This window comes from Pseudomonas chlororaphis (assembly GCF_001921865.1).
Classification (GTDB): domain Bacteria; phylum Pseudomonadota; class Gammaproteobacteria; order Pseudomonadales; family Pseudomonadaceae; genus Aquipseudomonas; species Aquipseudomonas chlororaphis_D.
In genome coordinates this window covers 37,707-53,190 of the sequence record NZ_MSCT01000019.1, presented here as the reverse complement: position 1 = coordinate 53,190, position 15,484 = coordinate 37,707, and the positions used below count along the sequence as shown (strand labels likewise).

At 66.6% G+C, this 15,484-nt stretch carries 4 protein-coding genes; 3 read left to right on the top strand and 1 reads right to left on the bottom strand.

All coding sequences use genetic code 11. From position 1 onward, the window contains the following. Nucleotides 1-68: 68 nt before the first annotated feature. Together BTN82_RS20360 and BTN82_RS20355 are read left to right on the top strand one after the other, a co-directional pair. On the top strand, nt 69-863 hold the full coding sequence (locus BTN82_RS20360; RefSeq protein WP_075120910.1) for a substrate-binding periplasmic protein: 795 nt from the start codon (nt 69-71) through the stop codon (nt 861-863). Nucleotides 864-955: 92 nt separating this feature from the next. Beyond that, nucleotides 956-1,378 (top strand): pyoverdine biosynthesis protein, encoded by a 423-nt coding sequence (locus BTN82_RS20355; RefSeq protein WP_075120909.1) that lies wholly within the window; start codon nt 956-958, stop codon nt 1,376-1,378. 64 nt (nt 1,379-1,442) lie between these two features. Here the strand turns inward: BTN82_RS20355 and BTN82_RS20350 are convergent, their stop codons facing one another. Continuing rightward, nucleotides 1,443-1,991 (bottom strand): RNA polymerase factor sigma-70, encoded by a 549-nt coding sequence (locus tag BTN82_RS20350; RefSeq protein WP_009050074.1) that lies wholly within the window; start codon nt 1,989-1,991, stop codon nt 1,443-1,445. Nucleotides 1,992-2,366: 375 nt separating this feature from the next. Here BTN82_RS20350 and BTN82_RS20345 point away from each other — a divergent pair, with 375 nt between their 5' ends. Further along, nucleotides 2,367-15,383 carry a non-ribosomal peptide synthetase gene (locus BTN82_RS20345; RefSeq protein ID WP_075120908.1) on the top strand — a complete coding sequence of 4,339 codons (13,017 nt, stop codon included), beginning with the start codon at nt 2,367-2,369 and terminating at the stop codon, nt 15,381-15,383. Nucleotides 15,384-15,484 lie beyond the last annotated feature (101 nt).

The window sequence follows — 15,484 nt, the reverse complement described above, 5'->3', positions numbered from 1 at the left end:
CGAAGCGAGGGAAACCGCCTAGCTTTAACGGCACTGCCCTGTACTTTTTCTTGAGGTGAGTTGTCTTGATGTGGTCGCCAATGCGGATGGCTTTGCGAATGCTGGTGTTGGCCCTGGCCGTCCTGGCGGTTTCTCCGGTTGGTGCCGCGCAGCTGGTGCGAGTGGGGGCGGCGCATTTTCCGCCCTATACCGTGCGTCCCGAGCAGGGCGCCGACACCGGTTTGCTGCCGCAACTGGTGGAAGCCTTGAACGCCCTGCAAAGCGACTATCAATTCGTGTTGGTGCCCACTTCGATTCCCCGGCGTTTCCGCGATTTCGAGCAAGGTCGCATCGACATGGCGATTTTCGAGAACCCGGCCTGGGGCTGGCAGAACATTCCCCACACCAGCGTCGACATGGGCCTGGAGGATGCGGAAATCTTCGTCGCCCAGCGCGAGCCCGGCCGCGGCCAAGAGTATTTCGCCGACCTCAAGGGCAAGCGCCTGGCCCTGTTCAGCGGTTACCACTACGCGTTCGCCAACTTCAACGCCGACCCTAAATACCTGGCCGATACCTACAACGCGACCCTCACGTATTCCCACGACAGCAACCTGTTGATGGTGCTGCGCGGGCGTGCCGATATCGCCTTGATCACCCGTTCCTACCTGAGCGAATTCCTCTCGCACAATGCCGACACTGCGCAGCAGTTGCTGCCCTCCGAGCGGATCGACCAGGTCTACCATCACTACGCGCTGATTCGCCCCAACGCCTCGATCGGCAGCGAAGACTTCGCCCATCTGCTGGAACGCCTGCGCAACAACGGCGAATTGCTGAAGATCTTCGATCCCTACCGCATCGTGGTCATGCCTCCCGCCACTCACTGACCTCCTCGGCCCGTCCGCTTGCGGGCGGCCTAAATTTCTCTGCGCGGCCCACGTCACTTGGTTGAACGCCGATGATGACGCGAGCCCGTGCCATGCCTTCTTTCGATCCGCTGTCCGCTGTGGCCATTGCCGATACCTGCCGTTGCGCCGCCGACCCCGTCGGCCCGCCAGCCTTGCGCCTGGACGACGGCGCAACCGGCGCTGTCGTCCATGGGCGGGTCGCGCCGCTGCCCCAGGGAGGCGGCGACGTGCTGCAAGCCCTGCGCGGGCAGGCCGGGCAGCGCGACGAGTGGATGGCCGGTTGGTTATCGGCGCTGGTGCATTCGTTGTACCTGGACCATGAGCCGCTGCTCGTTGAAGCCGCGGGGGAGGCGGGCGATCAGCAGGAGCGTTGCCTGCACTGCCAGCGACCTTTCGATTTTTCCCACAAGCGTGCGGCCCTGCTGATTCTGGCGCAGGGGCCTGGCGCGGAGCGTGGTCGGCTGGTGGGGGAGGTCTGGCGCAGGCGATCCTGATCGCGGTAGCGCCGTGGCCGGATGGCTAGCGCGAGCAGGTGCGGAACAACGTCGAGCGGGGGAATCAGTGGCGGGCGTAGGTGTCGGCGCGGCTGCCGGAGACCTTGCGGCAATGCACCAGCGCATCGCGGATCATGAAGTTCACCAGCGTGGGCGAAACCCCGAGTTCCTTGGCGATGTCCTTTTGCGGCACGCCATGCAGGCGATACATCTCGAAGGCATAGCGGGTGCGGCTCGGCAGCTCCGTCAACGCATCGGCGATGTGTTCCAGGGTCGAGAAGTTGATGTGGGAGGTTTCCGGCGACGCACCCTGCACAACCACGTTCAAGCCCTCTTCTTCAGTGCCCGAATACTTCTGTTCCAGCGCCTGCTTGCGATAGTGGTCGATCGCCAGGTTGCGCACGATCTGGAACAGATAGCTCAGTTGGGCCTTGAACGACGACGTGATCTGCGGCGCCGATTGCAGCCGGAAGAAAGCGTCTTGCACCACGTCTTCGGCGCGAGAGCGGCAGCCGGTAATGCGCGCCGCAATCTTGACCAGAATCAGGCGATTATCGACAAAAGCCTGGAGTAGCGGTGAATCGCACCTGCTTGTGGATACTTGTTCCGTCATGGAAATCACCTTGCTGCAAAAGGGTTAGTAGGACGACAGAGATTTCAGATTCGTCTTACACATCGAGCGACAAATTATGTTGAATGATAATGATTGTCAATTGAGAAAGAGAATTAATGATCCCCTTTGGTGCAGAGTGCGAACTGCGGCTCGTTGTCGCATCGGATGAAGGTGTTCCAGAGCAGAGTGCGGACTAATTATTTCAGGATGTCATCCGTTCTCATTGGAGAAAGGTTCCGGGCGGAAAAAGCCCTCGCAGGAGTCTCCCGATGCCCCGAATTGAGGGCAGGGGCCTTTATTTTTCAAAGGTTTATGTAACGGTCGCGGCCCTGATCCGCGGCTCTACGTGCAAGCACAATCCGCGCAGGAAACCCCATGATGGACGCGTTCGAACTCCCCAGCACTCTGGCTCAAGCCCTCCAACGCCGGGCGGCGCAGACCCCCGATCAAGTGGCCTTGCGCTTTCTTGCCGAAGAGCAGGATCAGAGCGTGGTCCTCAGTTATCGCGACCTGGATCGGCGTGCCCGGACCATCGCCGCGGCGCTGCAAGCCAATGCCGGATTGGGCGATCGCGCGGTGCTGCTGTTCCCCAGCGGCCCGGACTATGTCGCGGCGTTTTTCGCCTGCCTGTACGCCGGGGTCATCGCGGTGCCGGCCTATCCGCCGGAGTCGAGCCGCCGCCATCACCAGGAGCGCTTGATTTCGATCATCGCCGACGCCGAGCCGCGGCTGCTGCTGACCAGCAGCGGATTGCGCGATTCCCTGGCGCAGATGGATGAACTGCAAGGCGCCAGCGCGCCGCAACTGCTGTGCGTGGACACCCTGGAGGCGAGCCTGGCCGAACGCTGGACCGCCACCGAGCTGCAAGCCGACGATATCGCCTTCCTGCAATACACCTCCGGTTCCACTGCCTTGCCCAAAGGCGTGCAAGTCAGCCACGGCAACCTGGTGGCCAACGAACTGCTTATCCGTCGCGGCTTCGGCATCGACCTCAACCCTGACGACGTGATTGTCAGCTGGCTGCCGCTGTACCACGACATGGGCCTGATCGGCGGCCTGCTGCAACCGATCTTCAGCGGCGTGCCCTGTGTCTTGATGTCGCCGGCCTACTTCCTCGGCCGGCCGTTGCGCTGGCTGGAAGCGATCAGCGAATACGGCGGCACCATCAGCGGCGGCCCGGACTTCGCCTACCGCCTGTGCAGCGAGCGGGTCAGCGAATCGGCCCTGGAACGCCTTGACCTGAGCCGCTGGCGCGTGGCCTATTCCGGGTCCGAGCCGATCCGCCTGGATACCCTGGAGCGCTTCGCCGAGAAGTTCGCCGCCAGCGGTTTCACCCCGAATCATTTCTTCGCCTCTTATGGCCTGGCCGAAGCCACCCTGTTCGTCGCCGGCGGCACCCGCGGCCAGGGCATCCCGGCCCTGCGCCTGGACGAGCAGGCCCTGGCGCAGAACCGCGCCGAGCCGGGCAGCGGCCAAGCGATGATGAGCTGCGGCACCAGCCAGCCGGAACACGCGGTGCTGATCGTCGAGCCGAACACCCTGGTCGAGCTGGAAGAGAACCGGGTCGGCGAAGTCTGGGCCGCCGGCCCGAGCATCGCCCATGGCTATTGGCGCAACCCCGAAGCCACGGCCAAGACTTTCGTCGAGCACGCCGGCCGGACCTGGCTGCGCACCGGCGACCTAGGCTTTATGCGGGGCGGCGAGCTGTTTATCACCGGCCGCCTGAAAGACATGCTGATCGTGCGCGGGCACAACCTGTATCCACAGGACATCGAGCAGACCATCGAGCGCGAGGTCGAGGTGGTGCGCAAGGGCCGGGTCGCGGCATTTGCCGTGACCGGGCAGGGCCAGGACGGCATCGGCATCGCTGCGGAAATCAGCCGCAGCGTGCAGAAGATCCTCACCCCGGACGCGCTGATCAAACTGATCCGCCAGACCGTGGCCGAGGCTTACCAGGAAGCGCCGAGCGTGGTGGTTTTGCTCAACCCCGGCGCGTTGCCGAAGACGTCCAGCGGCAAGCTGCAACGTTCGGCCTGCCGCAATCGCCTGGCCGACGGCAGCCTCGATAGCTATGCCGTCTTCCCGGATCGCCAGGCCGCGAGCAGCGAGACCAGCGCTGAAGCCACCGGCGAGCTGCAAGGCCTGATCGGCCGCATCTGGCGCGAGCAGCTACAGGTCGAGCAGGTGGCGAGCGACGACCACTTCTTCCTGCTGGGCGGCAACTCCATCGCCGCGACCCAGGTGGTCGCGCGGCTGCGGGAAGAGCTGGGCCTGGAGCTGAACCTGCGCCTGCTGTTCGAGGCGCCGACCCTCGGCGCCTTCGCCGCCCAGGTCGCGCAACTGCAACAGGACGGCGGCCTGGCCCAAGGCGCCATCAATGCCTTGTCGCGCAGCGAAGCCTTGCCCCAGTCCCTGGCGCAGAACCGCCTGTGGATCACCTGGCAGCTCGACCCGCAGAGCAGCGCCTACAACATTCCCGGCGGCCTGCGCCTGCGCGGCGAGCTGGACGAAGACGCCCTGCGCGCCAGCTTCCAGCAACTGATCGAGCGCCACGAATCCCTACGCACGCGCTTTTTCGAGCGCGACGGCCAGGCGTTGCAACAGGTGCTGCCGGCCGGCGAGTTCAACCTGCAAGTGATCGACCTCAGCGACCTGCCGCTGGCCGAGCGCGAAGCGCGGGCGCAACAGATCCGTGAGGACGAAGCGCGCACCCAGTTCGACCTGGAAAAGGGCCCGCTGCTGTGGGTAACCCTGGTGCGCCTGGACGACGAAGAACACCAACTGCTGGTGACCCTGCACCACATCATCGCCGACGGCTGGTCGCTGAATGTGCTGATCGACGAATTCTCGCGCCTGTATGCCGCCGCGTCCCAAGGCCAGGCGGCGAACCTCGCGCCATTGCCGCTGCAATACGCCGACTACGGCAGATGGCAACGCCAGTGGCTGGCCCAGGGTGAAGGCGAGCGGCAACTGGCTTACTGGAAAAACCAGCTGGGCGAGGAGCATCCGAGCCTGAGCCTGGCCACCGATCGCCCGCGTTCGGCGCAGCAGCAACACAGCGCCGCGCGCCACAGCCTGCGCCTGGGGGCGAGCCTCAGCGAAGCCGTGCGCCAGACCGCCCAGGCCCATGAATCGACGCCGTTCATGCTGTTGCTCGCGGCCTTCCAGAGCCTGCTGCACCGCTACAGCGGCCAGCGCGATATCCGCATCGGCGTGCCCAACGCCAACCGTCCGCGCCTGGAAACCCAGGGCCTGATCGGCTTCTTTATCAACACCCTGGTGCTGCGCGCCGAGGTGGACGGCCGCCAGCCGTTTGTCGAACTGTTGGCCCAGACCCGGCAGGCCGCGCTAGAGGCCCAGGCCCACCAGGACCTGCCGTTCGAGCAACTGCTCGAAGCCTTCCCCCAGGCCCGCGAGCAGGGCCTGTTCCAGGTCATGTTCAACCACCAGCAACGCGACCTCAGCGCCCTGCGCCGTCTGCCCGGGCTGCTGGCCGAAGAGCTGCCGTGGCACAGCCGCGAAGCCAAGTTCGACCTGCAACTGCACAGCGAGGAAGACCGCAACGGCCGCCTGAGCCTGTCGTTCGACTACGCCAGCGAGCTGTTCGAGGCCGCCACCATCGAGCGCCTGGCCGAGCATTTCGTCAGCCTGCTGCGCGAAGCCTGCGAGCGCCCGCAGAGCGCCATTGCCGACCTGCCGTTGCTTAACCCGTGCGAACAGGCGCAATTGCAACAGTGGAGCGAAGCGCCTTGCCCGGCGGCCAGCCAATGGCTGCCGGAACTGCTCGAGGCGCAACTGCAACAGACCCCGCAGCGCACCGCGCTGGCGTGGGAGGGCGGCGAGCTGAGTTTCGCCGAGCTGCACACCCAGGCCAACCGCCTGGCCCATTACCTGCGCGACAAGGGCGTCGGCCCGGACGTGTGCGTGGCCATCGCCGCCGAGCGTTCGCCGCAGCTGTTGATCGGCCTGCTGGCCATCGTCAAGGCCGGCGGCGCCTACGTGCCGCTGGACCCGGACTACCCGGCCGAGCGCCTGGCCTACATGCTGACCGACAGCGGGGTCGAGTTGCTGCTGACCCAGACCGCGCTGCTGGAACGCCTGCCCCAGGCCGAGGGCGTCAGCGCCATCGCCATGGACGGCCTCAAGCTCGACAACTGGCCGAGCCACGCGCCGGGCCTGCACCTGCACGGCGACAACCTGGCCTATGTGATCTACACCTCGGGCTCCACCGGCCAGCCCAAGGGCGTGGGCAACACCCACGCGGCCCTGAGCGAACGCTTGCAGTGGATGCAGAACGCTTACCGCCTGGACGCCAGCGACGTGCTGATGCAAAAGGCCCCGATCAGCTTCGACGTCTCGGTGTGGGAGTGCTTCTGGCCGCTGATCACCGGTTGCCGCCTGGTACTGGCCGCGCCGGGCGAGCACCGCGACCCGCACCGCATCGCCCAACTGGTGCAGCACTACGGCGTGACCACGCTGCACTTCGTGCCGCCGCTGTTGCAGCTGTTCGTCGACGAGCCGCTGGCCGGCCAATGCCACAGCCTGCGCCGGGTGTTCTCCGGCGGCGAAGCCTTGCCCGCCGAATTGCGCGACCGCCTGCTGGAGCAACTGCCCAACGCCGAACTGCATAACCGCTACGGCCCGACCGAAACCGCGATCAACGTCACCCACTGGCACTGCCGGACCCGCGACGGCGAGCGTTCGCCCATCGGCCGGCCGCTGGGCAACGTGGTTTGCCGGGTGCTGGACGCCGACCTCAACCCGGTGCCGGCGGGGGTGCCGGGCGAGCTGTGCATTGCCGGGATCGGCCTGGCCCGCGGCTACCTCGGGCGTCCGGGGCTGAGCGCCGAGCGGTTTGTCGTCGACCCGCTGAGCACTGAAGGCGCGCGCCTGTACCGCACCGGCGACCGCGTGCGCTGGGCCGCCGACGGCGCCCTGGAATACCTCGGGCGCCTCGACCAGCAGGTCAAGCTGCGCGGCTTTCGCGTCGAGCCCCAGGAAATCGAAGCGCGCCTGCTGGCCCAGGACGGCGTGGCCCAGGCAGCGGTGCTGGTGCGCGAGACCGCGGCCGGCGCGCAGCTGATCGGCTACTACACGGCCCTGGCTGCCGAGGAAGAAGAGGACGAACAGAGCGCACGCCTGAAAGCCGCCCTGGCCGCCGAACTGCCGGAATACATGGTGCCGGCGCAACTGCTGCGCCTGGACGCCATGCCCCTGAGCCCGAGCGGCAAGCTCGACCGCCGCGCCTTGCCCGAGCCGCAATGGCAGGTGCGCGAACATGTCGAGCCGGTCACCGAGCTGCAACAGCGGATCGCTGCAATCTGGCGCGAGGTGCTGGGCCAGCAGCGCGTTGGTTTGCGCGACGATTTCTTTGCCCTGGGCGGCCACTCGCTGCTGGCCACCCAGATCATTTCCCGCACCCGCCAGGCCTGCGACGTCGAGTTGCCGCTGCGGGTGCTGTTCGAGGCCAGCGAGCTGGGCGACTTCGCCGAGCAGGTGCGACTGATCCAGGCCTCCGGCCAGCGCAACCAGCAACTGCCGATCGCCAAGGTCGACCGTAGCCAACCGGTGCCGTTGTCCTATTCCCAGCAGCGCATGTGGTTCCTCTGGCAGATGGAGCCGGACAGCCCGGCCTATAACGTCGGCGGCATGGCGCGTTTTACCGGCGTGCTGGATGTCGGGCGTTTCGAAGCGGCGCTGCAAGCGCTGATCCTGCGCCACGAAACCCTGCGAACCACCTTCCCGAGCGTCGACGGCGTGGCCCAGCAACGGGTGCACGCAGAAACCGGCGTACGCATGGCCTGGAAGGACTTCTCCTCCCTGGACGCGGCGGCCCGCGAACAGCGCCTGCAACAACTGGCCGACAGCGAAGCGCACCAGCCGTTCGACCTGGAGGCCGGCCCGCTGCTGCGCGCCTGCCTGGTCAAGGCCGGCGAGCAAGAGCACTACTTCGTCCTGACCCTGCACCACATCGTCACCGAAGGCTGGGCGATGGACATTTTCGCCCGCGAATTGAGCGCCTTGTACGAAGCCTTTATCGACGACCGCGACTCGCCGCTGGAGCCGCTGCCGGTGCAGTACCTGGACTACAGCGTCTGGCAACGCCAGTGGCTGGAATCCGGCGAGCGCCAGCGCCAGCTGGACTACTGGACCGCGCAACTGGGCCGCGAACATCCGCTGCTGGAACTGCCGAGCGACCGTCCGCGGCCGCCGGTGCAAAGCCACCAGGGCGAGCTGTACCGCTTCGATCTGAGCGACGAGCTGGCGGCCCGGGTGCGCCGCTTCAACGCCGACAACGGCCTGACCCTGTTCATGACCATGACCGCCACCCTGGCGGCGCTGCTCTACCGCTACAGCGGCCAGACCGACCTGCGCATCGGCGCGCCGGTGGCCAACCGCATCCGCCCGGAAAGCGAAGGGCTGATCGGCGCCTTCCTCAATACCCAGGTGCTGCGTTGCCGGCTCGATGGGCAAATGAGCGTCGGTGAACTGTTCGAGCAGGTGCGCCATACCGTGATCGAAGGCCAGTCCCACCAGGACCTGCCGTTCGACCATCTGGTGGAAGCCCTGCAACCGCCGCGCAGCGCCGCCTACAACCCGCTGTTCCAGGTGATGTGCAACGTGCAGCGCTGGGAGTTCCAGCAGAGCCGCAGCCTCGCTGGCATGACCGTGGAATACCTGGCCAACGATGCGCGGGCCACCAAGTTCGACCTCAACCTGGAAGTCACCGACCTCGACCATCGCCTGGGTTGCTGCCTGACCTACAGCACCGACCTGTTCGACGAACCTCGGATCGCCCGCATGGCGGCGCACTGGCGCAACCTGCTGGAAGCGCTGATCGCCGACCCGAGCCAACCCCTCTGCGAATTGCCGCTGCTCGACCGTGCCGAGCAACGGCAACTGCTCGGCAGCCTGGGCGTCGAGCCCGGCGAGCATCGCCTGGACCAGTGCATCCATCACCTGTTCAGCGAACAGGCGCTGATTCGCCAGGACGCGCCGGCCCTGACCTTCGCCGGGCAGACCCTGAGCTACAGCGAACTCGACAGCCGCGCCAACCGCCTGGCCTGGATGCTCCGCGAGCGCGGCGTCGGCCCGCAGGTGCGGGTCGGCCTGGCCCTGGAGCGTTCGCTGGAGATGGTCGTCGGCTTGCTGGCGATCCTCAAGGCCGGCGGCGCCTATGTGCCGCTGGACCCGGAATACCCGCTGGACCGCCTGCATTACATGATCGAAGACAGCGGCATCGGCCTGCTGCTCAGCGACGCGGCGATGTTCGACGCCCTGGGCGAGTTGCCGGCGAACGTGGCGCGCTGGTGCCTGGAAGAAGACGGTGGGCAACTGGCCGACTACCCGGCCGGTGAGTTGCCGTTTATCAGCCTGCCGCAACATCAGGCGTACCTGATCTACACCTCCGGCTCCACCGGCAAGCCCAAGGGCGTGGTGGTGTCCCACGGCGAGATCGCCATGCATTGCCGCGCGGTGATCGAACGGTTCGGCATGCGTGCGGACGACTGCGAGCTGCACTTCTATTCCATCAACTTCGACGCCGCCACCGAGCGCCTGCTGGTGCCGCTGCTCAGCGGCGCCCAGGTGGTGCTGCGCGCCCAGGGGCAGTGGGATGCCGAAGAGATTTGCCAGCTGATCCGCGACCATCGCATCAACATCCTCGGTTTCACCCCGAGCTACGGCAGCCAGCTGGCGCAGTGGCTGGCGACCCAAGGCGAGACCCTGCCGGTGCGCATGTGCATCACCGGCGGCGAAGCCCTGACCGGCGAGCACCTGAGCCGGATTCGCGCGGCGTTCAAGCCGAGCCTGTTCTTCAACGCCTACGGCCCCACCGAAACCGTGGTCATGCCGTTGGCCAGCCTGGCGCCGCAGCAACTGGAAGAGGGCGCCGGCAGTGTGCCGATCGGCACCGTGATCGGTGACCGCGTGGCCTATATCCTCGACGCCGACCTGGCCCTGCTGCCGCAAGGCGCCACCGGCGAGCTGTATGTCGGCGGGGCCGGCCTGGCCCAGGGTTACCACCAGCGTCCGGGCATGAGCGCCGAACGTTTCGTCGCCGACCCGTTCGCCGCCAACGGCGGGCGCCTGTATCGCACCGGCGACCTGGTGCGCCAGTGCGCCGACGGCCAGGTGGAATACATCGGCCGGGTCGACCATCAGGTGAAGATCCGCGGCTTCCGCATCGAGCTGGGGGAAATCGAAAACTGCCTGCTGGAGCACGAGTCCGTACGCGAAGCGGTGGTTTTGGCCCTGGACATGCCGGGCGGCAAGCAGTTGGCCGGCTATCTGGTCACCGACATCGCCGAGCAAGGCGACGAGGCCCAGGCGGCGCTGCGCGATGCGCTCAAGGCGCAGCTGAAAATCCACCTGCCGGACTACATGGTGCCGACGCACCTGATCCTGCTGACGAGCATGCCGCTGACCGCCAACGGCAAGCTCGACCGCCGGGCGCTGCCAGCGCCGGACCTGGAGCTCAACCGCCAGCAGTACGTGGCGCCGAGCAACGAACTGGAACAAACCCTGGCCCAGGTCTGGTGCGCCGTGCTGAACCTGCCACAGGTCGGCCTGCACGATAACTTCTTCGAACTGGGCGGCGACTCGATCCTGTCGATCCAGGTGGTCAGCCGCGCCCGTCAATTGGGCATTCATTTCAGCCCGCGCGACCTGTTCCAGCACCAGACCGTGCAGACCCTGGCCGCGGTGGCCAGCCGCAGCGAGCAGATCGTCGCCGAGCAAGGCTTGCTCAGCGGCGAGTCGGGCCTGACGCCGATCCAGCACTGGTTCTTCGCCAGCCCGATCCCGGAGCGCGAGCACTGGAACCAGGCGCTGCTGCTGGCGCCGACCCAGGCGCTCGATGCGCAGCTGCTGGAACAGGCGCTGCAAGCGGTGCTGGTCCAGCACGACGCCCTGCGCCTGCGCTTCACCGAGGTTGCCGGGCAATGGCGCGCCGAGCACCAGCCGCTGTCCGAGGCGCCGCTGCTGGTGCCGCTGCGCGTGGATTCGCTGGAGCAATGCACGGCGCTGTTCGCCGAAGCCCAGCGTAGCCTGGACCTGGCCAACGGACCGTTGTTGCGCGCGTTGCTGGTGGACGTTGCGGATGGCCAGCAACGCCTGTTCATCGCCATCCACCACCTGGTGGTCGACGGCGTGTCCTGGCGGGTGCTGCTGGAAGATGTGCAAAACGTCTATCGCCAGCTTGAAGTTCAGCAAGCGCCGCGCCTGCCGGCGAAAACCAGCGCCTTGCGCGATTGGGCGGCACGCCTGCAGGCCTATGCCGGCAGCGAGTCGCTGCGCGAAGAGTTGAGCTGGTGGCAGGACCAACTGGCCGGGCCGTCGAGCGCGTTGCCGGTGCAGCGCGCCGACGGCGGGTTGCAGAACCGGCATGCGCGCACGGTCAGCGTGACGCTGGATGCCGAGCGTACCCGGCAACTGCTGCAACAGGCGCCGAGCGCTTACCGCACCCAGGTCAACGACCTGTTGCTGACCGCCCTGGCTCGCGTGCTGTGCCGCTGGACCGGCGAGGCGTCGGCGCTGATCCAGCTGGAAGGCCACGGCCGCGAAACCCTGTTCGACGACATCGACCTGACCCGCACCGTCGGCTGGTTCACCAGCGCTTACCCGCTGCGCCTGACCCCGCTGGATATCGAAGAAGCGGCCGGGCAGGGCGCCTCGATCAAGGCAATCAAGGAACAACTGCGGGCCGTGCCGCACAAGGGCCTGGGCTACGGCGTGCTGCGCTACCTGGCCGACGACCTGGGCCGGCAGACCCTGGCCGCCTTGCCGGACGCGCCGGTGACCTTCAACTACCTGGGCCAGTTCGACCAGAGCTTTGCCAGCGACGCGCTGTTCCGGCCGCTGGACGAGCCGGTGGGCGCCGCCCATTCGCCGCAGGCGCCGCTGCCCAATGAGTTGAGCATCGACAGCCAGGTCTACGCCGGCGAGCTGGTATTGCGCTGGACCTTCAGTGGCGAACGCTTCGATGTGCAGACCATCGACGAGCTGGCCCAGGCCTACCTCGGCGAGCTGCAGAGCCTGGTCGCCCATTGCCTGCAGGACGATGCCGGCGGCCTGACGCCGTCCGACTTCCCCCTGGCCCATCTGACCCAGGCCCAACTGGATGCGTTGCCGGTCCCGGCCAGCGCCATCGAGGACGTCTACCCGCTGACGCCGATGCAGGAGGGCATGCTGCTGCACACCCTGCTGGAACCGGGCACCGGCCTGTACTACATGCAGGACCGCTACCGTATCAACAGCGAGCTGGACCCCGAGCGTTTCGCCCAGGCCTGGCAAGCGGTGGTCGCCCGTCACGAAGCCCTGCGCGCGTCCTTCTGCTGGAACGTCGGCGAAGACATGCTGCAAGTTATCCACAAGCCGGGCAGTACGCCGATCGAGTTCCTCGACTGGAGCCAGGTGGCCGACGCCGAGCAGGAGCCGAAACTGCAAGCGCTGCTGAAAAGCGAACGCGAGGCCGGTTTCGATCTGCTCGAGCAGGCGCCGTTCCACCTGCGGTTGATCCGCGTCGGTGCTGCGCGCTACTGGTTCATGATGAGCAACCACCACATCCTGATCGATGCCTGGTGCCGTTCGCTGCTGATGAACGACTTCTTCGAGATCTACACCGCCCTGGGCGAAGGCCGCGAAGCCCAGCTCAGCGTGCCGCCGCGCTACCGCGACTACATCGGCTGGTTGCAACGCCAGAGCCTGGCCGAGGCGCGCCAGTGGTGGCAAGACAACCTGCGGGGCTTCGAGCGTACGACGCCGATTCCGAGCGACCGGCCGTTCCTGCGCGAACACGCCGGCGACAGCGGCGGCATGGTGGTCGGCGACTGCTACACCCGCCTCGATGCCCGCGACGGCGCGCAACTGCGCGAGTTGGCGCAGCAGCATCAACTGACCATCAACACCTTCGCCCAGGCGGCTTGGGCCCTGGTATTGCGCCGCCTGAGCGGCGACCGCGACGTGCTGTTCGGCGTCACCGTGGCCGGGCGTCCGGTGGAAATGCCGGAGATGCAGCGCACCGTCGGCCTGTTCATCAACAGCATCGCGCTGCGGGTGAAACTGCCGGAAGACGGCCAGCCTTGCAGCGTGCGCCAGTGGCTCAACGGCTTGCTGGACAGCAACATGCAACTGCGCGAGTACGAGTACCTGCCACTGGTGGCGATCCAGGAAAACAGCGAACTGCCCAAGGGCCAACCGCTGTTCGACAGCCTGTTCGTGTTCGAGAACGCGCCGGTGGAAGTCTCGGTGCTGGACCGGGCGCAAAGCCTGAACGCCACCTCGGATTCCGGCCGTACCCACACCAACTTCCCGCTGACAGCGGTGTGCTACCCGGGGGACGACCTGGGGCTGCACCTGTCCTACGACCAGCGTTACTTCGAGCGCGAGACCATCGAGCGCATGCTCGGCGAGTTCAAGCGCCTGTTGCTGGCACTGGCCCAGGGCTTCCATGGTGACATGGCCGACCTGCCGTTGCTGGGCGACGAGGAGCAGGACTTCCTGCTGGCCGGCTGCAACCAGAGCGAGCATGAGTACCCGCTGGAACGCAGCTACGCCGAGCTGTTCGAGGCACAGGTGGCGGCGCACCCGCAACGCATCGCCGCCAGTTGCCTGGACCTGCAATACAGCTACGCCGAACTCAACCAGCGCGGCAACCGCCTGGGCCATGCGCTGATCGCCAACGGCGTGGGCCTGGACCAGCCGGTGGCGCTGCTGGCCGAGCGCAGCCTGGACCTGCTGGGCATGATCGTCGGCAGCTTCAAGGCCGGCGCCGGTTACCTGCCGCTGGACCCGGGCCTGCCGAGCCAGCGCCTGGGCAGCATCATCGCCTTGAGCCGCACGCCGTTGCTGGTGTGCACCCAGGCCAGCCGCGAACAGGCGCAAGCGCTGCTCGACGAGTTCGCCTGCGCCAACCGACCGCGCCTGCTGGTCTGGGAAGACGTCCAGGCGGCCGGGCATTCGCAAGACAACCCGGGCATTTACAGCGGCCCGGATAACCTCGCCTATGTGATCTACACCTCGGGTTCCACCGGCTTGCCCAAAGGCGTGATGGTCGAGCAGCGCGGCATGCTCAACAACCAGCTGAGCAAAGTGCCGTACCTGCAATTGAGCGAGGCCGACGTGATCGCCCAGACCGCCTCGCAGAGCTTCGACATTTCGGTCTGGCAGTTCCTCGCCGCGCCGCTGTTCGGCGCGCGGGTGGACATCGTGCCGAACACCATCGCCCACGACCCGCAAGGTTTGCTGGACCATGTGCAGGCACAGGGCATCACGGTGCTGGAAAGCGTGCCGTCGCTGATCCAGGGCATGCTTGCCCAGGACGCTGTCAGCCTCGACGGCCTGCGCTGGATGCTGCCGACCGGCGAGGCAATGCCGCCGGAGCTGGCGCACCAGTGGCTGTTGCGTTATCCACAGATCGGCCTGGTCAACGCCTACGGTCCGGCCGAGTGCTCGGACGACGTGGCCTTCTACCGCGTCGACCTAGCCTCGACCCGCGGCAGTTACCTGCCGATCGGCACGCCGACCGACAACAACCGCCTGTACCTGCTGGATGGCGCGCTGGAGTTGGTGCCGCTGGGCGCGGTGGGCGAGCTGTGCGTCGCCGGCACCGGGGTCGGTCGCGGTTATGTCAGCGACCCGCTGCGCACTGCGCCGGTATTCGTGCCCAACCCGTTCGGCGCGCCGGGCGAACGCCTGTACCGCACCGGCGACCTGGCCCGGCGCCGGGCCGACGGTGTGCTGGAGTACGTTGGCCGCGTCGACCATCAGGTGAAGATCCGCGGTTACCGCATCGAACTGGGGGAAATCGAAGCGCGCCTGCACGAGCAGCCGGAAGTCCGCGACGGGGCGGTGGGCGTGCAGGAAGGGGTCAACGGCAAGCATCTGGTCGGTTATCTGGTGGCCAGCGATTCGGCCCTGAACCCGAGCGAACGCCTGGAGCGCATCAAGCAACGCCTGCGCGCCGAGTTGCCGGAATACATGGTGCCGCTGCACTGGCTATGGCTGGAGCGCCTGCCGCTCAACGCCAATGGCAAGCTCGACCGCAAGGCCTTGCCGGCCCTGGAGATCGGCCAGTTGCAGAGCGAGGATTACCTGGCGCCGCGCAGCGAGCTGGAGCAGACCCTGGCCGACATCTGGGCCGAGGTGCTCAAGGTCGAACGGGTTGGCGTGCGCGACAACTTCTTCGAGCTGGGCGGGCATTCGCTGCTGGCCACGCAGATCGCCTCGCGGGTGCAGAAAACCCTGCAACGCAACGTGCCGCTGCGGGCGATGTTCGAGTGCAGCACGGTGGAGGAGTTGGCGCACTACATCGATGGGCTCGCGGGCAGTGAAATCAATGAGGAGAAGGTCGATCGGCTGAGCGACTTGATGGCGGAGTTGGAGGGGTTGTAACCGGCGTTGTCAGGCCTGGTCCTATCGCGAGCAAGCTCGCTCCTACAAGGACGGTGCAGTCCTCTGTAGGAGCGAGCTTGCTCGCGAAAAAATCTCCCGGC